Source organism: Variovorax sp. 01N429 (assembly GCF_056399425.1).
Genome location: NZ_JBFTRG010000008.1, coordinates 46,823 through 65,085, shown reverse-complemented (window position 1 = coordinate 65,085; position 18,263 = coordinate 46,823). Strand labels below are relative to the sequence as shown.

Genomic DNA, 18,263 nt, shown 5'->3' with positions numbered 1-18,263 from the left:
GTCTCCTCTCGCAATGCGGCTACGTCACATCGAAGTCTTCAACGCGATCATGCTCACCGGGAGCGTGAGTGCGGCGGCGCGGCTCATCAACATCACACAGCCGGCGGTGAGCCGGACGTTGCAGCATGCGGAGATCCAACTCGGGTTCGCGCTCTTCCAGCGAGCCAAGGGTCGCCTGACGCCGACCACGGAGGCGTTGACGCTGTATCCGCACATCGAGCGGCTCTTTGCACAGCTCGACGAGGTGCAGCGCCTCGCGACGAACCTGCGTTCGGCGAGTGACGCGGGAGAGCTGCGCATCCTTACGGTGCTGGCTTTGAGCTACGAAGTGCTGCCGCGCGCGCTCAAGCGCTTTCGGGAAAAGCATCCTGGCGTGGCGGTGACGGTCGAGTCGCTGCATTCACCGCAGATCATGTCGGCACTGCTGCTGCAGGAGGCGGATGTCGGCTTTGCATTCAGTCCGACCGTGCATCCTTCGTTGACCCAAGAGGCGTTGGCTGACAGCCGCATGGTGTGCATTGCGCCTAAGGGAATGTTGCCCCGCGCACTACTGCGCAACGGATCGGTGGCGCTGCACGATCTGGTCGACCTTCCGGTGGTGGGGCTCGACAGTCGGGATCCAGTCGGGACGAGTCTGAGTCAGGCGTGTCGGCAGGCTGGCGTCGGATTCAAGCAGGCGGTGGTCACTGTGCAGACCTACCATGCGGCGCTTGCGATGGCGCACCATGGACTTGGGGTCGCGCTGGTCGATGGATGTACCGCTCGTTCAGCGGATCGGGAGAAAGTGGATGTGCTGACGCTGGAGCCGCATATTCCGGTGCCTATTCGTGCGCTGCGGTTTGCGGGAAAGCCGGATTCTGTGGCTGTGCGGAGCATTACTGTTTTTATGCGGGAGGCGGTTGAAGGGGTGAGTTGAAGGAGTGGAGTGGGTAGGGGTGGCGGAGGCGGGCGGTGTGCCCTGGGCTGGCCGACGTCACCGGCCGCTTTGCGGCTTCCCTGCGCTGCTCGCGGCACGCGGGGTCCGCGCGAAACTCGCTGCGCTCAAACACGCGCAGCCCTGATCCGCGTACCGCTGCGCTGCTCGGCGGTGCCTCAACGGCCAGCCCAGGGCACACCGCCCGCCTCCGCCGGTAAGGGCGGGGGTGATTTGTCCGCCGCCATCGCTGTCGCTAACGCGCAGGCCGCGGGCGTTCGAGACGCGCGCAACCCCAGCGCAACACTGAGCCCGGTATGGGGTGTGGGCTGTGGTGACCCTTCTGCGCCGCCGAAGCGCGGAGACTCGGGCGGATCAGGGCCGCGTGTGTCTGAGCGCAGCGAGTTTCACGCGGACCCCGCCTGAGTCGAGCACTGCAGGGAAGCCCGAAGGGCCGGCGCAGCGGGGTCGCCACAGCCCACACCCCATACCGGGCGGCCCCCCAAACAGCAAACAACAACCTTCAGTGATTGTCCCGAGGAATCCCAAACGTAGCGTGCACCTTCTGATACTTCACAGCAGGCTTCAGCACCATCCCTCCAGACAGCTCATCCACGATGCCCCGCTGAATCTCCTGCCATGGAGTTTGACTGGCCGGATACGGATACCCGCCCTGAGCGTCCAGCTTGGCGCGCCGACGAGCAAGCTCCTCATCCGGCACCAGCATATTGGCCGTGCGCTTCTTCAGGTCAATGCGCACTCGATCGCCCGTTTGAACCAGCGCAAGCCCGCCACCCGTCGCAGCCTCGGGTGAAGCATTGAGGATCGATGGCGACCCGGACGTTCCGGACTGCCGGCCATCGCCAATGCAAGGCAGCGCCGTAACGCCCTTCTTGATCAGGTACGAAGGCGCACGCATGTTCACCACCTCGGCAGCGCCCGGATAGCCCACCGGCCCCACGCCGCGCATGAACAACACACTCTTGGGATCGATTTTCATCTTCGGATCGTCAATGCGACGGTGATAGTCCTCCGGCCCGTCGAACACGATCGCCGTACCTTCGAATGCCATCGGATCGTTCGGGTCTTCGAGATAGCGCGAGTGGAATTCGGGCGTGATCACGCTCGTCTTCATGATGGCCGATTCGAAGAGATTGCCCTTCAGATTCAGGAACCCCGCGTTCTTCTTCATCGGCTTGTTGTACGGGAAGATGACCGTGCGGTCGCTCGTGAACTTGCCTTCGCAGTTGTCGATGAGCGTCTTGCCGTTGGCCGTGAGCGCTGGCTTGATTTTGCCCTGCGCGATCAATTCGGCGACTACTGCCGGAACGCCGCCCGCGCGGTAATAGTCTTCGCCCAGATACTCGCCGGCCGGCTGCAGATTCACGATCAGCGGGATTTTGTAGCCGAGCTTTTCCCAATCATCGGTCGTGAGCTCCACGCCGATGTGCCGCGCGATGGCAATCAGGTGCACCGGCGCGTTGGTCGATCCGCCGAGCGCGGAGTTGACCACGATCGCATTTTCGAAAGCTTCGCGCGTCAGGATGTCCGAAGGCTTCAAGTCTTCGCGCACCATCTCGACGATGCGCCTGCCCGTGTGATACGCCATCTCCTGGCGATCACGGTAGGGCGCCGGAATCGCAGCACTGCCGGGCAGCGTCATGCCGAGCACCTCGGCCAGCGAATTCATGGTCGACGCCGTTCCCATGGTGTTGCAATGCCCTGTCGACGGCGCTGACGAAGCGACGAGCTTCAGGAATTCCTGATAGCCGATCTCTCCTGCTGCCATCATCTCGCGCGCACGCCACACGATCGTGCCCGAGCCCGTGCGTTCGCCCTTGTACCAGCCGTTGAGCATCGGCCCCGAATTGAGCGCGATGGCGGGAATGTCCACCGTCGCGGCAGCCATCAATTGCGCCGGCGTCGTCTTGTCACAGCCGGTCGTCAACACCACGCCATCGAGGGGATAGCCGTACAGCACTTCCACCAGCGAGAGATATTGCAGGTTGCGATCGAGTGCCGCCGTCGGGCGCTTGCAAGTTTCCTGGATCGGATGGATCGGGAACTCGAAAGCGATGCCCCCCGCATCGCGAATGCCTTCGCGCACGCGCTCGGCGAGCACCAGGTGATGACGGTTGCAGGGCGCGATGTCCGAGCCGGTCTGCGCGATGCCGATGATGGGGCGGCCCGACTGGAGCTCGTCGATGCCCAGGCCGAAGTTCATCGTGCGCTCCAGATAGAGCGCCGTCATGTCGGCATTGGCCGGATTGTCGAACCATGCCTGCGACCGCAGGCTGCCGGCGCGCACCGGCGCGGCAGCGGCTGAACTGGCCGAATTCTTCTTCGCGACCTTGGCGCTCTTCGTCGACTTCACAGTGTTCGCGTTCTTTGAGTTGCTCGTCTTCTTCGATGTCATCAGCGCATTCCCTTCAGGGTCAGGTCCGCGTTCGGCAGTGCCGCGCAGTCTTCGATGTATTGCCGAATGATGTCGGCGAAGTTGTCGTGTGGATGCAAGCCCAGCCGGGCTGCGCGTGCGGCGGACGCGCCGCTGGGCCAATTGGCAACGATGCCGGCGATGCGCTCGTCGCGCTCGAAGCGAACACGGGCGCGCACGGCGGGTCCGGCCACCTCTTCGAGCGCGTCGAGCATGTCGCTGACGCGCACATTGATTGCCGGAAGATTGAGTGCGGTGCGGCCGCAGAACTCTTCCCGGCTGGCTTCATAGACGGCGATCAGCCCTTCGACCGTGCGCGACGGCGACGACATCGGATGCGAGACATCGGGAGAAACCGGGCAGATCGCTTCGACCCCTGCCAGCGGCTCGCGGATGATGCCGCTGAAGAACGAAGATGCCGCGCCGTTCGGCCGGCCGGGACGCACCGTCACTGTCATGAGCCGTGCAGCGCGGCCATCGACATAGCCCTTGCGCGTGTAGTCGGCAATGAGATGCTCGCAGATCAGCTTCTGAGTGCCGTACGAAGTCTGTGGCGCCGGCAACGTGTCGTCGGCAACGATTTTCGGCAGCGGTACTGCAGGGTCGGGGCCGAACACGGCGACCGAACTCGAGAACACCAGGCGCGGCACCTTGCCGCCCGCATTGACACGCGCCCTGATCGCGTCGAGCAATGCCCGCGTGCTGTCCAGGTTGGAGCGCAGGCCCAGGTCGAAGTCGAGTTCGCATTCGCCTGAGACCGCTGAAGCCAGGTGGAAAACGCCGTCAAAGGGTTCGTCGCGTAGCGCATCGGTCTGCGTGAGCAATGGGCCGGTGCGTGCCTCGACGCGTGCGTCGGCGAGCAGGTCGGCGGGTGGCGGCGCGATGTCGGTCAATACCAGGCGCTCGATGCGCTGGCCCGCCAGCGTGCCGCGGGCAAGCAGCGCCCTTGCGAGGCGCGCGCCGACGAAGCCGCCGCCTCCGGTGATCATCAGTTTCATGCAGTCTCCTTCATTGCTTTCCCTTTCGGGAGGTCGTGGGGTCCGCGGCGCGCACGGCTTTGACCGCGGCTTGCCGACGGCGGCCATCGATGACGCCGCCCTCGATCAACCGCTGTTCGCCGCGGATCAGGTGTTCGTTTGCGTGAAGCCGCGCTGCGACAGGGTCGTGCGCCGCGATGGCCTCGAAGATGGCGCGATGTTCGCGCTGCACGGCCGTCATGAAGTCGGCGCGCCGGGCCTCGTTGCCACGTGTGATGCGCATGCCTTCGCGCAGGTATTGCTCAAGGAAGCCGAGCAGAAGCCGGAATTGCGGATTACCCGTCGATTCGCCGATCACCTGGTGAAAGGCAAGGTCCTCGGCGACGCCGTCCCGCCCTTCGGCCACTGCGGCGTCGATCGCCGCAAGTGCCCGGCGCAACGCGGCAATCTGACCTCGGGTGGCGCGCTCGGCCGCGAGTGCCGCGATCTCGCCTTCGAGCACGCGCCGCACTTCCACCACATGGACGACCGACTGGACCGAAGTCAACACCGCGGGATCGAAGGCAAGCGGCTGGTTGACCGGGCGCGGCGCCACATAGACGCCCGAACCTTGCCGCGACTGAACCATGCCCTTGGACTTGAGTTGATGCACCGCCTCTCGCACCACGGTGCGCGAGACGCGGTGCGCGGCGGCGATCTGCTGCTCGGTCGGAAGCCGGTCGCCCGCCTGGAGCGTGCCGGATTCGATCTGTTCGCTCAACAGCACGGCCAACCGGTCCGACAGCCGATCGACGATCAGCGGAAGGGGCTGGGTGGGGGAGGGCGCCGGAGGCCGCCCGGCGATGGGAGATGTTTGCACGGTGATACGGTGATCATACAAATTTGCAGGGGTTAATGCCTAACGGTTTGCCCTGATGCGCGAGCTTGTCTCAATGCCAATACTGCGCGGTTGCGACGCAAGGCCTTCATACCTTGCGTGATCCGCGTTTTCTGCGAACTCCGAGGACTCCAGTGCATGGCAAGTGTCACGATCCAGGCGGTCAAGAAGAATTTCGGCGAAGTGCCCATCCTGCATGGCGTGGACATCGACATACGCGACGGCTCCTTCACAGTGCTGGTGGGTCCCTCGGGCTGCGGCAAGTCGACGTTGCTGCGCATGATCGCCGGGCTGGAGGAAATCAACGGCGGTGAAATCCGCATCGGCGACCGGCGAGTCAACGACCTGCCGCCGAAGGAGCGCGACATCGCGATGGTTTTCCAGAACTACGCGCTCTATCCGCACATGACCGTGCGCGACAACATGGCCTTTGCGCTTGCGCTGGCCAAGATGGACAAGGCCGCCATCGAGCAGAAAGTCGGGCGCGCAGCCGAGATCCTCGCGCTGACGCCGTTGCTCGGACGTTACCCGCGCCAGTTGTCGGGTGGGCAGCGCCAGCGAGTGGCGATGGGCCGGGCGATCGTGCGCGATCCGCAGGTTTTCTTGTTCGACGAGCCCTTGTCCAACCTCGACGCCAAGTTGCGCGTGGCCATGCGCAGCGAGATCAAGGAGCTTCACCAGCGGCTGAAGACGACTTCCATCTATGTCACGCACGACCAGATCGAGGCGATGACGATGGGCGACAAGATCGTCGTGATGCGCGACGGGCGCATCGAGCAGACGGGCAGTCCGCTCGATCTCTACGACCATCCGGCCAATCAGTTCGTCGCGGGCTTCATCGGCTCTCCGGCGATGAACTTCCTGCCGGGCACCTTGCGTCGCAGCGGCGGCGCGGCGCGGGTCGAGCTCGCGGACGGCACCCAGCTCGATGCACCGCTGCGATCCGGCGGCGCCGACGGACAGGCTGTGATCTACGGCACCCGGCCCGAGCACCTGAGCCTTTCGGACGACGGCGGCATTCCTTCGCGCGTGGTCGTGATGGAGCCGACCGGCATGGACACCTTCGTCGCGTGCCGCCACGAAGGCGCCGAGATTTCCGCGGTCTTCCGCGAGCGCTACGACTTCGCGCCAGGGACGACCATCCACCTGCAGCCCGATCTGCAGCGCGCACACCTTTTCGATGCAGGCACCGGCCAGCGGCTGGTGGCTTGAGGTTCTTTTCTGGCCCGTTCAACACAGGAGACATGAATGAGTGACTTCAATCGCCGCGAGATTCTCAAGAGCTCGGCAGGCATTGCCGCTGCCGCTTCGCTCGGCGTCGGCACCGCGATCTTTTCGCCGCTCGCGAATGCCCAGACCGTGACCTTCAAGCCCGAGAAGGGCGCCAAGCTGCGGGTGCTGCGCTGGAGCCGCTTCGTGCAGGGAGACATCGACGCCTACATGGCGAACGTGAAGAAGTTCAGCGATGCAACCGGCGTCGAAGTGCGCGTGGACAACGAAGGCTGGGAAGACGTCCGCCCCAAGGCCGCGGTGGCCGCCAATACCGGTGCGGGCCCCGACATCATCCTGTCGACCAACGATGACGCGAACCTCTATCCGGACAAGCTGCTCGACGTCACCGATCTGGCGGAATATCTCGGCAAGAAATACGGCGGCTGGTATCCGGCCGGCGAACTCTTCATGCGGCCGGATGGCAAGAAGTGGATCGGCCTTCCGCTCGGCGCGGCAGGTTCGCTGATGGTCTATCGCGAAAGCATGGTCAAGGCGGCCGGCTTCGACAAGTTCCCGACGAACACCGACGATTTCCTGAAGCTCTACAAGGCGCTGAAGGACAAGGGCATCCCCGGCGGCATGGCGCTCGGCAACGCGACGGGCGACGCTACATGGACCAACTGGCTGATCTGGTCGTTCGGCGGCAAGCTGGTCGACAAGAACAACAAGGTCATGCTCGACAGCCCTGAGACGCTCAAGGCGCTTGAGTATTCGAAGGAGCTGTACGCCAACTTCATTCCGGGCACGCTGTCGTGGCTGGACCCGAACAACAACAAGGCTTTCCTCGACGGACAGATCAGCCTCACGAACAACGGCATTTCAATCTACTACGCGGCCAAGAACTCGCCCGATCCGAAGCTCAAGGAAATGGCTGCGGACATCAACCATGCCGTGTTCCCGATCGGCCCCGTGGGTGTGCCGACGGAATCGCATCTGTTCTTCAATCAGATGATCATGAAGTACACGAAGTACCCGCAGGCATCGAAAGAATTCCTGCGCTTCATGATGGAGCGGCCGCAGTTCGACGATTGGCTGACGGGCGCGGGTGGCTACGTCGCGCAGCCTTTGCGCGCGTACGAGGCCAATCCGATCTGGACCTCGGATCCGAAGAACACGCCTTACCGCGATTCGGTCAAGAACCTTCGTCCAGCCGGCTACGAAGGCAAGCTGGGCTATGCGTCCGCGGGCGTCGCGGCTGACTTCATCATTCCGAACATGGTGGCTGAAGCGGCCAGCGGCTCCAAGACGCCCAAAGAGGCGATGGAGCGCGCCCAGAAGCGCGCCGAGCGCTACTACAAGGTCTGACGCAAGGTGTGACGCAAAGTCTGACGCGCACGCCCGCCTCGATGACGACACCACTGGCCCGGCTGCAGAACAGCCGCAACGCTCTCGGCTTCCTGTTCATGCTGCCGGCGGCGGTGCTGCTGCTGATGTTCCTGACCTATCCGCTCGGCCTGGGCACCTGGCTGGGGTTCACCGATACCAAGGTGGGCCGCGGAGGCGAGTGGATCGGTCTGGAGAACTACATCTTTCTCTGGAACGATGCGGTCACGCGGCTGGCGCTCTTCAACACGCTCTTCTACACAACGGTGGCGAGCGTGTTCAAGTTCTTTCTCGGCTTGTGGCTGGCGGTGCTGCTGAACAAGAACATCCGCTTCAAGACCTTCTTCCGGGCGGTCATCCTGCTGCCCTACATCGTGCCGACCGCACTGTCGGCGATTGCCTTCTGGTGGATCTACGACTCGCAGTTCTCGATCGTCAGCTGGGCGCTGGTCAAGATGGGGCTGATCGATCATTACATCGACTTTCTCGGCGACCCCTGGAATGCACGCATGGCGGTGATCGCCGCCAATGTCTGGCGGGGAGTGCCATTCGTGGCGATCACGCTGCTGGCTGGCCTGCAGACCATTTCGCCTTCGTACTACGAGGCATCGGCCATCGATGGCGCAACGCCCTGGCAGCAATTCCGGCATGTCACGATGCCGCTGCTGACGCCGATCATCGCGGTGGTCATGACCTTCTCGGTGCTGTTCACCTTCACCGACTTCCAGCTGATCTACGTCATCACACGCGGCGGTCCGCTCAATGCAACGCACCTGATGGCGACGCTGTCGTTCCAGCGTGCGATTTCAGGCGGCGCGCTGGGCGAGGGTGCGGCGATCGCGATTGCGATGGTGCCGTTCCTGCTGGCTTGCATCATGTTCAGCTTCTTCGGCTTGCAGCGCCGGGCCTGGCAGCAAGGGGGGTCCGACAAGTGAACTCGCCCCCAGTCTGCGCGCACTTCGTGTCGCTTCGCCAACCCCCTGCCGGGGGCAATACCAGCGGCCCGGCGAAGCCGGTTCCGCGGTATTCCTGTTGCTCGCCCCCAGGCTTGCCCACTTCGTGTGGCCGCCCACGCCCTACCGGGGGCAACACCAGCGGCCCGGCGAAGCCGGTTCCGCGGTATTTCTTGAAGGGGCCTGTGAAGGGTCAGGGAGTGGGGTCATGAAAGGTGGTCAGATCGATGTGGTCGGCATGGGCTACCTGGAGTCCATTCCGCGCAAGATGGTGACGGTCTACCTGCCGCTGCTGGCTTTCCTCATCGTGCTGCTGTTTCCGTTCTATTGGATGGCGATCACCTCGGTGAAGCCCGACGCCGAGCTGCTGTCGCGCGAAGGCAATCCTTTCTGGGTGATCGCGCCGACCATCGAGCACTTTCACAAGCTGCTCTTCGAAACTTCGTATCCGCAATGGCTGTGGAACACGCTGATCGTCTCGGTGGTGTCGACCTTCTTCTCGCTCGCGGCGTCGGTGTTTGCCGCCTACGCCATCGAACGCCTGCGCTTTCGTGGCGCGCGGCATACAGGGCTGGCGATCTTCCTGGCTTACCTGGTGCCCCCGTCGATTCTTTTCATTCCGCTGGCGAGCGTCGTCTTCAATCTGGGGCTCTTCGACACGCGCTGGGCGCTGATCCTGACCTACCCGACCTTCCTGATTCCGTTCAGCACCTGGCTGCTGATGGGCTATTTCAGATCGATCCCCGCGGAACTGGAGGAGTGCGCGCTGATCGACGGCGCCACGCGCTGGCAGATCCTGGTGAAGATCGTGCTGCCGCTCGCAGTGCCGGGCTTGATCTCGGCGGGCATCTTCGCTTTCACGCTGTCGTGGAACGAGTTCATCTATGCGCTGACCTTTGTTTCCTCGTCGGAGATCAAGACGCTGCCGGTCGGCGTCGTGACCGAGCTCGTGCAGGGTGATGTCTACCAGTGGGGGCCGCTGATGGCCGGGGCGCTGCTGGGCTCGTTGCCGGTGGCCTTCATCTACTCGTTCTTTGTCGAGTACTACGTCTCGGGGCTTACGGGGTCTGTGAAAGAGTGAGGTAGACCTGCCGATGCACCGGACTACCACTGGCAGCGTGGCCCCTTCGCTGCGCGCCTGCCCTGTCGTTGTCCAGATATTGCGCGAGCGTCCGTCCAAGGCGAAAGCTGATCCCGGGGGACGTAGGGAATGGGTTCAGGCATTGCTCTTCGCTCCCCGACGAGACGCTGTCTGGATTTCGCTTTCCAGCGCCGCAAGGTCGTGCTGTGGTGCGGCCAAGGTGGCGAGAGCGTCGTGACGCTGGATCAGCCACAGCGCCGTGCCGTAGACCCCGACAGACACTGTCGGATCGCCTTTTTCCATCTTGGCGAGCGTTGGGACAGAGACGTTCAGACGCGTTGCCCAACTTCGGAGCGACTGCTTGCGCCGCTTGCGTGCAAGCGCAAGATCGGAGCCGAGCTGAGTCAATGCGACAGCGACGGCTGAAGGAAGTGTTTCGATGGCATCGGAGTTCCGCGGCATGAAACTATTTTTTCACAAAGGACGTGATTTGGCTAATGATAGATATCGACCGACCACATCATCGGGGCTCGGGAACACGGCCGAATTCGCTTTATCGAAGCTTTTGCCGGCCGGAATTTCTCGTGTCTGGAGGCCGGCAGGAGGTGTGTGATGAAGCGACTCAAGCATTGGCAGGACGTGGTGAATGCGCTGCTTGGCGTTTGGCTGGTCCTGTCCCCCTGGATCGTGGGCTTCCAGGGCGAAAGGACCCCCACCGCGAACGCCGTCGTGGTGGGCGTGGCGCTGATCGCGGCTGCGCTCGGAGCCATGATCGTGCCGCGCGCATGGGAAGAGTGGATCGAGTGCGCGCTCGGCGCCTGGCTGGTGATATCACCGTGGGTGCTGGGCTTCAGCACGATGCGGGATCCGATGCTCTCCACGGTGATCAGCGGCATCGTGGTCGCGGTGCTGGCGCTCTGGACGCTGACGACCGACAAGGACTACAGCGGCTGGCTGCACCGCGCCGCGCATTGAACTGAAAGACGCGGCGGGAGCCCTGCGGAGGCGGCCCGCCGCGAGCGTCTTCGCACGATATGTCGACGAGGATCGACAGGAGGTCGTAGTGCCGCCGCTCAGGGCTCGTCACAGAGCCGGCGGATCTCGGGCGGAATCGGCACTGCGCGGATGCCGCCGCCGTCGCGCCTGGCGGCGAAGATGCGCACTTCGTCGCACTCCAGGATCAGGTCTTCGCCGCGCGTCACGCGATAGCGTTGCACGAAGCTCTTTTCGCGCCACTCGGGAATCGTGGCCGCGATGCTCAACGTGTCGCCATAGCTGGCGCTCTTGACGAAGCGCGTGTGCGTGTCGACCAGCGGCGTGCCGATAACGCCGAGCGTCTGGGCCGTCTCTTCCCAGCGCGGCACGCCGCGTTCCGCAAAAAAGTGGCGCGACGCCGCATCGATCCAGCGAAAGAAATTGGGAAACCAGACGATGCCGGCCGGATCGCAATCGCCGAATTCGACCCGCACGGTGTAGGTGACTTCGATGCTCATCAGTTCATTCTCGTCGGGAGCCACAGCGCAATGATCGGGAAGGCGATGAGGATGATGAGGCGCAGGATGTCGGTCAGGATGAACGGCAGAACGCCCTTGAAGATCGTCGTGAAGCTCACATCCTTCACCACGCTTTTGATCACGAAGACGTTCATCCCCACCGGCGGATGGATCAGCCCGAGCTCCACGGTCATCACGATGATGACGCCGAACCAGATGGGATCGAAGCCCAGATGCACGATCACCGGAAAGATGATTGGCACCGTCAGGATGATCATCGCCATGGCGTCCATCAGGCAGCCCAGTACCAGGTACATCAGCATGATCAGGGCCAGCACGCCATAGCGGCCGATGCCGAGACTGGTCAGGAATTCGGTGAGCTTCTGCGGGCTTTGCGTGATCGTCAAAAAGTAGCCGAACAGCAGCGCGCCGATCAGCACCGTGAACACCGCTGCCGCGGTGCGCGTGGCTGACAGAAGGGCTTCGCGGATCTTCGGTCCGTCGAGCTTGCGCCGCAGCACGCCCAGGATGAAAGCGCCACTGGCACCCACGCCGCCAGCCTCGGTCGGCGTGAAGAACCCGCCATACAGCCCGCCGATCACGAAGATGAAAAGCACCAGCGGCGCCCACACGTTCTTGAGATCGGCCACCCGCTCTGCCCATGGCTTGATCTCGCCGCCGGGGAGCCACGTCGGCCTGAAGCGCACGATGAGCGCGATGGTCATCACATACATCGCCATCGCCAGAATGCCGGGAATGATCCCCGCCATGAAGAGCTTGCCGATGTCCTGCTGCGTGAGGATCGCGTAGACCGCCAGCACTGTCGATGGCGGAAGGATGGCGCCCAGCGTGCCGCCCGCGGCGATGACGCCTGTGGAAAACGACTGCGGGTAGTTGAAGCGCCGCATCTCCGGATACGCCACGGCCGAGAACGTGGCAGCCGTTGCCACCGACGAGCCGCAGATCGCCGCAAAGCCGCCGCAGGCCACCACGGTCGCCACGCCCAGGCCGCCGCGCAGGTGGCCGATCATCGAGTTGGCGGCCTTGAAAAGCTCGCGGCTCACGCCCGACACGGAGACCAGCGCCCCCATCAGCATGAACATGGGAATGACGCCGAAGGTGTAGTCGGTCACGGTGCGCATCGAAGTCTGGCCGACCAGCTTGAGCGCAGGCCCGGGGCCGACGATCCACGCGTAGCCGGTGACTCCCACCAGTCCCATGGCCATGCCGACCGGCACCCGCAACAACATCAACGCGAAAAGAACAAAGAAGCCGAGAACGGCAATCGCGTCAGTGCTCATTCATCAGCTTTCATTTCCGGCTTCTCGTCGTGGAGCAACTCAGGATGGAAGATCAATCGATAGGTGCGGATAGCGATCAGCACGACCGCCGAGACGTCGCCGAGCCACGCCACCGCATAGAACGGCCAGGTGGGGATGTTCATGTCGTAGGTCAGCACGTGGTCGACATAGGTGCCGCGCACCTTGTCGAACAGCGTGGCGGTCTGCACCGCGACCACGAACAGCAGCACCAGCGTGGCGAAGACATCGATCCAGCGCTTCATGCGCGGGCTGGCCGCTGTCCACACGAGGTCGACCGTGATGTGGCCGCCCCTGTAGCTCGTCGCGGCAATGCCCCAGAAGATGAGGATGCCCAGCAGCATGCGTCCGAAGTCGTAGGCGTCGGGGATCGACGTGTCGAAGAACTTGCGCAACACCACCGCCACGAAGATATTGAGCGCGACGATGCCGACAAACATGGCCGCGAGCCATTCGATCCCGTTGATCAGCTTGTCGCTCAGCATCCCTTTCACAGGCGCCGGCGATGGCATGTCGTCCCGGCCCGCCATCACAAGGCAGCTTTGTTCTTGACGAGGTTGGCTTTCAGCGAATCGAGCACGGCCTTCGGATCCTGTCCGACCTTCTTCACGCCTTCAGCCCACTGCGCTTCGACGGGCGCGGTCGCCTTGCGCCACGCGTCGAGCTGTTCGGGCGTGAGCTTGTAGATCTCGTGGCCGGCCTGCGAGCCGATCTTCGCGCGGCCGCCATATTCGAAGTCGGCCCATGGCGCGGCCACCTTCTCAGCCCACTCGCTGGTGCAATGGTCGTCGATCACCTTCTTCTGCGCGGGCGACATGCTGTCGTATTTGCTCTGGTTCATGGCCCACACGAAAGGCGTGACATAGAGCGGAACATCCATGTGATAGCTCACCACCTTGTCGATGCCGAACAGCCCGATGGAGCCCCACGGGAAGGTGATGGCGTCGGCCACGCCGCGCTCCAGCATGTCGCGCGATTCGGGCGCCGAGGCTTGCACGTTGGTGCCGCCGAGCGAAGTGACCATCTGGCCGATGGTGCTTGTCGCAGGGCGAATCTTCATGCTCTTGATGTCGGTCGGAAGCACGATCTTCTTGCGCGCATGGAAGGTGCCGGGGTCATGCACGAAGGCGAAGCAGAACTTGACATCCTTCATCTCCTTGGCGGCGTACTGCCGGTACCACGTGTCGATGGCGACGGTGCCGCCCTTGGCGTTGGCAAAGAGGAAGGGGAGCGATGCGCCCGCCATGATCGGAAAGCGGCCCGGCTGGTAGCCGGGGTTGATGTAGGCGAAGTCCGCGATGCCGTCGCGCGCCATGTCGTAGTGGTCGAAAGCCTTGCCGAGCTGCTCCGATGGGAACAGCGTCGCGGTGATCGTGCCGTTCGACGCCTTCTTGATGTCATCGGCCCATGCCTGCAGCGATGGATTCAGCGGATGCTGCGCCGGCACCCAGCTGGACAGCTTGAGGTTGACCGGCTTGTCCTGTGCATGGACCGGTGCGGCGGCGAGCGCCAGCGCGGCCGAAAGCGCCAGCACGGCGCGCGCGGCGGCCGAAGTCATGAAGCGAGTTGTCGACATGGGTGTCTCCTAGGTGTTGTTGGTTCGGTGGCAGTCGGCACTCTGCGGATGCCGACTTTGTGCGGTGCGAAATCGGTTATTTTTTATAAGAGTCGCTGATTGCGTAAATCGGCGTTTACCTTGAGAGACTTTTCTCAGTGCGCGCGAGGCGCGGCATTTGGCGTGCGCTTCATCCATCGGATCGGTTGCGGCTTGACGGGACGCGGCGCTGCGCCGTGGCGCACCAGCGTGGCATCGAGCGCGGTGCCGGCATCGTCCGCGAGTGCGGCTTCGCGCGCCGCCGCGATGGCCGTGGCGCGCGAGGCCGGCGAACCGTCGGGGAGCGGCGCGATGGCCAGATGGTCGATGACGTGCAGCAGATTGTTCTTGCCGCGCTCGTTGGTGCTGCCATAGCCTTTGATGAGCCGGCCACAGAGCGCGATCTCATGCCCCAGGCGCCAATGCGTGCGCGTGCCCTCGACCACCGCCCAGAGCCAGCGTTCGATCAGTGCCTGTTCCTGCGCGAATCGCTGTCCGCGTCTGCGCAGCCAACGCAGGGACGCCAGCAAGCGCAGCGAGGCCATGCCGAAGACTGAATGGCTGCCCACCTTGAGAGGCAGCGCCCAAGGCGCCGAACGGCGCCGATCCCATGCGGTCACCCGATTGGCCAGCGAAGCCGGCAGCAGCGCCGCGAACTCCGGCGCGCCGGGCTTGAAGTGGTCGTAGACCTTCACGATGTCGTCTTCGCCGGCCTTCACTTCATCGCGCACGCGCCGCGAGCGGCTTGCGCGGCTCTTGAGTTCGGCCACCCGCACGATGTCGTCGAAGGCCATCCACAACGCGAGCCAGCGTGCCATCTCGCGCGTGACGGCGAAGCCCTGTGCACCCGCCGGATCGGCAGCGCGCTCGGCGGCGAGCACCCGCTGAAGGCGCTCGACGTAGAGATCGGCGTAGCGCGCATCCTGATAGTCGAGAACGCGTGCATGGCCCAGCGCCAGCATCTCGTGCACTGACGGAGGGAACAAACTCGCCACCGATGAGGACAGCGCCTCTGCGCCCGGCGCCTCGTCTCCGCTGGAGGCCAGCAGGCTCGTGATCATCGCGGCGTGCTGGCGCGGTGCGTTGACCGCGTCGAACGCCTTCGAGAACCCACGCAGACTGGCCGCCGCCATCTTGCTCACCTTCTCGGGCGCGCTGGTGTCCCCACCGCGCACGACGCGCTCATAGGCTTCGCGCGGAAAGGGAAAGAGCCCGCTCCCTGCGATCGCGCCCAGCATGACTGCGCTGACGACGGTGCCCGCTTCGCGTGCCGCAGCGCCCATGTCGAAAACGTGGTGCTCGCGGCTGAAAGCTTTCACGACATCCAGCAGTCTTTGCCCATCGGCGCGGCCGTCGCCGGGCTGCATGCGTTCGGCGGTGGTCAGCGTGCGGTTCGACGAGGTGATGACGATGGTTCGCTCGGGCGCGCTCATGCCATTGCCGATCTGTCGCGTGGTCTCCAGCAGCTCCGAAGAGATGATGGCGTCCAGCGCGCCCGGCACCGGGCTCAAGCTGAAGATCGGCCGGCGCCCCCCGAGCTTGGCCAGCGGCACCGGAAAGACTTCGACGTAATAAGTGGTGGCGCCCGTACGCTGCGCCACCCCGGGAATGGACGTGCTCTGCGCCGCAAAGCCGGCATGTCGCGCCGTATCGACGAGCCATTCAGTCAGCACACCGCCGCCTTCGCCGCCGAGCGCGCAAATGAGGAGGGTGATCGGTTGAGAGTCGTTCATGAAGAATCCTGCTTACTCTGCGCTTGTCTGTTCCAGAAATACCGCGGAACCGGCTTCGCCGGGCCGCTGGTATTGCCCCCGGCGAGGGGGTGGGCGGCTACACGAAGTGAGCCAACCTGGGGGAGTGCCAATCTCATGCCGTTTGGAGCGCACGCACGACGGCGCCGCGCAGCGAATGCAGCAGCCTTTCGTGCCACTTGGGGTTCTGCACCACTTCCGCGCGATAGAAGCTCGGGCACAGCGTGGCGGCGTGCGCATTGGCGCCGCACAAGCCACAGCCCACGCAGCCGTCGATGACCACGGCCACCGGATCTACCTTCAGCGGATCGGGGTTGTCCTTGATCGTGAGCGTCGGGCAGCCCGACAGGCGGATGCATGCGTGATCGCCGTTGCACACGTCCTCGTCGACGCCGTATTTCACGCGCACCACGCGCTCGCCCTTCTTGAGCAGGCTTGCAATCCACGGCTTGATGCGGCGCTGGCGCTCCAGTTGGCATTCGCCCTCGGCGATGATGACCTTCAGCCCGTTGAAGTCGCTCGTGAAGGCTTCGTTGAGCGTCTTGCGCATCTTGTCGACGTCATAGGTGTGAACGGTCCGCAGCCATTGCACGCCCAGGCCCTTGAGCGTCGACTCGATGGTCTGGTTCTTGTCGACCAGGCTCTGCTGCTTGTCGATGGCCCGCTCTTTCACCTCGTCGTCCGGCGTCGAGATGATGTCCTGCGTGCCCGTCGCCGAGGTGTAGCCATTCTTGAAAATAAGCAGCACCGCGTCATCGCCGTTGAAGAGCGCGCTCTGCACCCCGGTCAGCAGCCCGTTGTGCCAGAAGCCACCGTCGCCCATGATCGAAAGCGCCCGGCGCTGCATCATCGGCGACACACCGGCTCGGCTTGCGAGGCTCATGCCGTAGCCGAGGATCGAGTGGCCCATCGAGAAGGGCTCGAAGGTGCCGAACGCGTGGCAGCCGATGTCGGCGGCGATGTGCACCGGGCCGCTGTCCTGCTGCGCCAGCTTGAGCGCGGCAAACACAGGTCGCTCGGGGCAGCCAATGCAGAAGCTGGGCGGGCGGGTGGGCAGCGGTGACTCCAGCGACTTCGCCACGGCTGCGCGGCGGTCGCGATTCCCGGTCAGCCATTCCGCGGCGGAGTCTTGCGCATGTTCCGGCAGATAGCGCGCCGCGAATTGGCCAAGTCCGGTCGCCAGCACTTCGACGCCGTATTCGCCGGCGGCCGGCAGCATGTCGCAGCCATGCAGCGGCGTCTGGATGTCGCGCCGGCGGAGCAGGGTGGCGATCTCCTGCTCGATGTATTCGGGCTGGCCTTCCTCGACCACCAGCACCGCGCGTTTGCCCGCGCAAAAGTCCGCCACTTCTTCCGGCACCAACGGATAGGCGACGTTGAGCACCAGCAGGGGAATGTCGGTGGCGCCGAAGGCATCCGCCAAGCCGAGTTGCTGAAGACTGCGGATGAGCGCGTTGTAGAGCCCGCCTTGCACGACGATGCCGAGGTCGGCGTGCGTGCCGGGGATCAGCTCATTGAGCTTGTGTTCGGCGATATAGCGGCGTGCGGCCGGCAGCCGTTCTTCGCCCTTGAGCTTCTCGTGGCGAAAGGTCACCGGCGGATGCGCGAGCCGCATGTAGTCGAAGCCGGCCGGTTCTTCGATCAACGCGCGCTTCGAGATGGCTGGCGGCAGGTTGTCCTTGCATTCGAAGCTGCCGCGCACATGGCAGGTGCGAATGCGCAGTTCCATCATGCAGGGCATGTTCGAGTGTTCGGAGAGGCGGAAACCGTGCTCGACCATGTTCACCATCACGCCAAGGTCGGGCCGCGGGTCGAGCAGGCACATGCTCGACTTGAGTGCGTAGGCGTGCGTGCGCTCCTGGATGACGGAAGCACCCTCGCCATAGTCTTCGCCGACGACGATCAGCACGCCGCCTTTCACGCCCGGGGACGACAGGTTGGACAGCGCATCGGCCGCCACGTTGGTGCCGACGATCGACTTCCACGTCACCGCGCCGCGCAGCGGGTAGTGGATCGACGCACCGAGCATGGCTGCCGCCGAGGCCTCGTTCGAACACGCCTCCACATGCACGCCGAGCTCGTCCATATACGGCTTGGCCTGCACCATCACGTCGAGCAGGTGCGACACCGGCGCGCCCTGGTAGCCGCCCACATAGGCCACGCCCGATTGCAGAAGGCCCTTGGTGATGGCGAGGATGCCTTCGCCGTGAAACGTATCGCCTGCACCGAGGCGCAAGGCCTCGATTTCCTTGCTGAATGAAACTTCCAAGAGACTT

General features: G+C 64.0%; 16 protein-coding genes. 6 read left to right on the top strand and 10 right to left on the bottom strand.

The genetic code is table 11. The annotated features are described in order from the left end of the window. Positions 1-13 precede the first annotated feature (13 nt). Positions 14-916 (top strand): LysR family transcriptional regulator, encoded by a 903-nt coding sequence (locus AC1DSF_RS15875; protein ID WP_478127147.1) that lies wholly within the window; start codon positions 14-16, stop codon positions 914-916. 520 nt (positions 917-1,436) lie between these two features. On the opposite strand, the gene AC1DSF_RS15870 is transcribed toward AC1DSF_RS15875, so the two are convergent. The 3 genes from AC1DSF_RS15870 to AC1DSF_RS15860 are packed head-to-tail and all read right to left on the bottom strand — an operon-like array spanning position 1,437 to position 5,183. Next, positions 1,437-3,329: an IlvD/Edd family dehydratase gene (locus AC1DSF_RS15870; protein WP_478127146.1), complete on the bottom strand. Its 1,893-nt coding sequence runs from the start codon at positions 3,327-3,329 to the stop codon at positions 1,437-1,439. Next, entirely contained in the window at positions 3,329-4,345 is a 1,017-nt protein-coding gene (denD, locus tag AC1DSF_RS15865) for a D-erythronate dehydrogenase (RefSeq protein ID WP_478127145.1), read from the bottom strand. The genes AC1DSF_RS15870 and denD overlap by 1 nt, the downstream gene beginning before the upstream one ends. 10 nt (positions 4,346-4,355) lie before the next feature. Continuing rightward, the gene (locus AC1DSF_RS15860; protein WP_478127144.1) at positions 4,356-5,183 is read right to left on the bottom strand and encodes a FadR/GntR family transcriptional regulator; all 828 of its coding nucleotides are present in this window, start codon (positions 5,181-5,183) and stop codon (positions 4,356-4,358) included. 156 nt (positions 5,184-5,339) lie between these two features. Between AC1DSF_RS15860 and AC1DSF_RS15855 the strand changes: the two genes are divergently transcribed. The 4 genes from AC1DSF_RS15855 (at position 5,340) to AC1DSF_RS15840 (ending at position 9,830) form a co-directional block, all read left to right on the top strand. Beyond that, positions 5,340-6,413, top strand: a complete 1,074-nt coding sequence (locus AC1DSF_RS15855) for an ABC transporter ATP-binding protein (RefSeq protein WP_478183109.1) — start codon at positions 5,340-5,342, stop codon at positions 6,411-6,413. Between the two features lie 36 nt (positions 6,414-6,449). Then, positions 6,450-7,778 carry an ABC transporter substrate-binding protein gene (locus tag AC1DSF_RS15850; RefSeq protein WP_478183108.1) on the top strand — a complete coding sequence of 443 codons (1,329 nt, stop codon included), beginning with the start codon at positions 6,450-6,452 and terminating at the stop codon, positions 7,776-7,778. 41 nt (positions 7,779-7,819) lie between these two features. Then, positions 7,820-8,731, top strand: coding sequence for a carbohydrate ABC transporter permease (locus AC1DSF_RS15845; protein WP_478127141.1), 912 nt, complete (start codon positions 7,820-7,822; stop codon positions 8,729-8,731). Positions 8,732-8,957: 226 nt separating this feature from the next. Next, positions 8,958-9,830 carry a carbohydrate ABC transporter permease gene (locus AC1DSF_RS15840; RefSeq protein WP_478127140.1) on the top strand — a complete coding sequence of 291 codons (873 nt, stop codon included), beginning with the start codon at positions 8,958-8,960 and terminating at the stop codon, positions 9,828-9,830. A gap of 135 nt (positions 9,831-9,965) precedes the next feature. Here AC1DSF_RS15840 and AC1DSF_RS15835 read toward each other — a convergent pair whose 3' ends face one another. Beyond that, on the bottom strand, positions 9,966-10,292 hold the full coding sequence (locus AC1DSF_RS15835) for a RodZ family helix-turn-helix domain-containing protein (protein ID WP_478127139.1): 327 nt from the start codon (positions 10,290-10,292) through the stop codon (positions 9,966-9,968). Between the two features lie 150 nt (positions 10,293-10,442). On the opposite strand from AC1DSF_RS15835, the gene AC1DSF_RS15830 reads away from it, so the two are divergent. Beyond that, positions 10,443-10,805: an SPW repeat protein gene (locus AC1DSF_RS15830; protein ID WP_478183107.1), complete on the top strand. Its 363-nt coding sequence runs from the start codon at positions 10,443-10,445 to the stop codon at positions 10,803-10,805. A 98-nt stretch (positions 10,806-10,903) separates the two neighbouring features. On the opposite strand, the gene AC1DSF_RS15825 is transcribed toward AC1DSF_RS15830, so the two are convergent. From AC1DSF_RS15825 to AC1DSF_RS15800, 6 genes are all read right to left on the bottom strand, one after another. Next, complete coding sequence (locus AC1DSF_RS15825; protein ID WP_478183106.1) at positions 10,904-11,323, bottom strand: acyl-CoA thioesterase; 420 nt, start codon at positions 11,321-11,323, stop codon at positions 10,904-10,906. Then, positions 11,323-12,624: a TRAP transporter large permease gene (locus AC1DSF_RS15820; RefSeq protein WP_478127136.1), complete on the bottom strand. Its 1,302-nt coding sequence runs from the start codon at positions 12,622-12,624 to the stop codon at positions 11,323-11,325. The genes AC1DSF_RS15825 and AC1DSF_RS15820 overlap by 1 nt, the downstream gene beginning before the upstream one ends. Next, on the bottom strand, positions 12,621-13,127 hold the full coding sequence (locus AC1DSF_RS15815) for a TRAP transporter small permease (protein WP_478145786.1): 507 nt from the start codon (positions 13,125-13,127) through the stop codon (positions 12,621-12,623). The genes AC1DSF_RS15820 and AC1DSF_RS15815 overlap by 4 nt, the downstream gene beginning before the upstream one ends. A gap of 44 nt (positions 13,128-13,171) precedes the next feature. Beyond that, positions 13,172-14,218: a TRAP transporter substrate-binding protein gene (locus tag AC1DSF_RS15810; protein WP_478127134.1), complete on the bottom strand. Its 1,047-nt coding sequence runs from the start codon at positions 14,216-14,218 to the stop codon at positions 13,172-13,174. 134 nt (positions 14,219-14,352) lie between these two features. Next, positions 14,353-15,969 carry an indolepyruvate oxidoreductase subunit beta family protein gene (locus AC1DSF_RS15805; protein ID WP_478183105.1) on the bottom strand — a complete coding sequence of 539 codons (1,617 nt, stop codon included), beginning with the start codon at positions 15,967-15,969 and terminating at the stop codon, positions 14,353-14,355. Positions 15,970-16,102: 133 nt separating this feature from the next. Then, positions 16,103-18,256: a thiamine pyrophosphate-dependent enzyme gene (locus tag AC1DSF_RS15800; RefSeq protein WP_478127132.1), complete on the bottom strand. Its 2,154-nt coding sequence runs from the start codon at positions 18,254-18,256 to the stop codon at positions 16,103-16,105. Positions 18,257-18,263 lie beyond the last annotated feature (7 nt).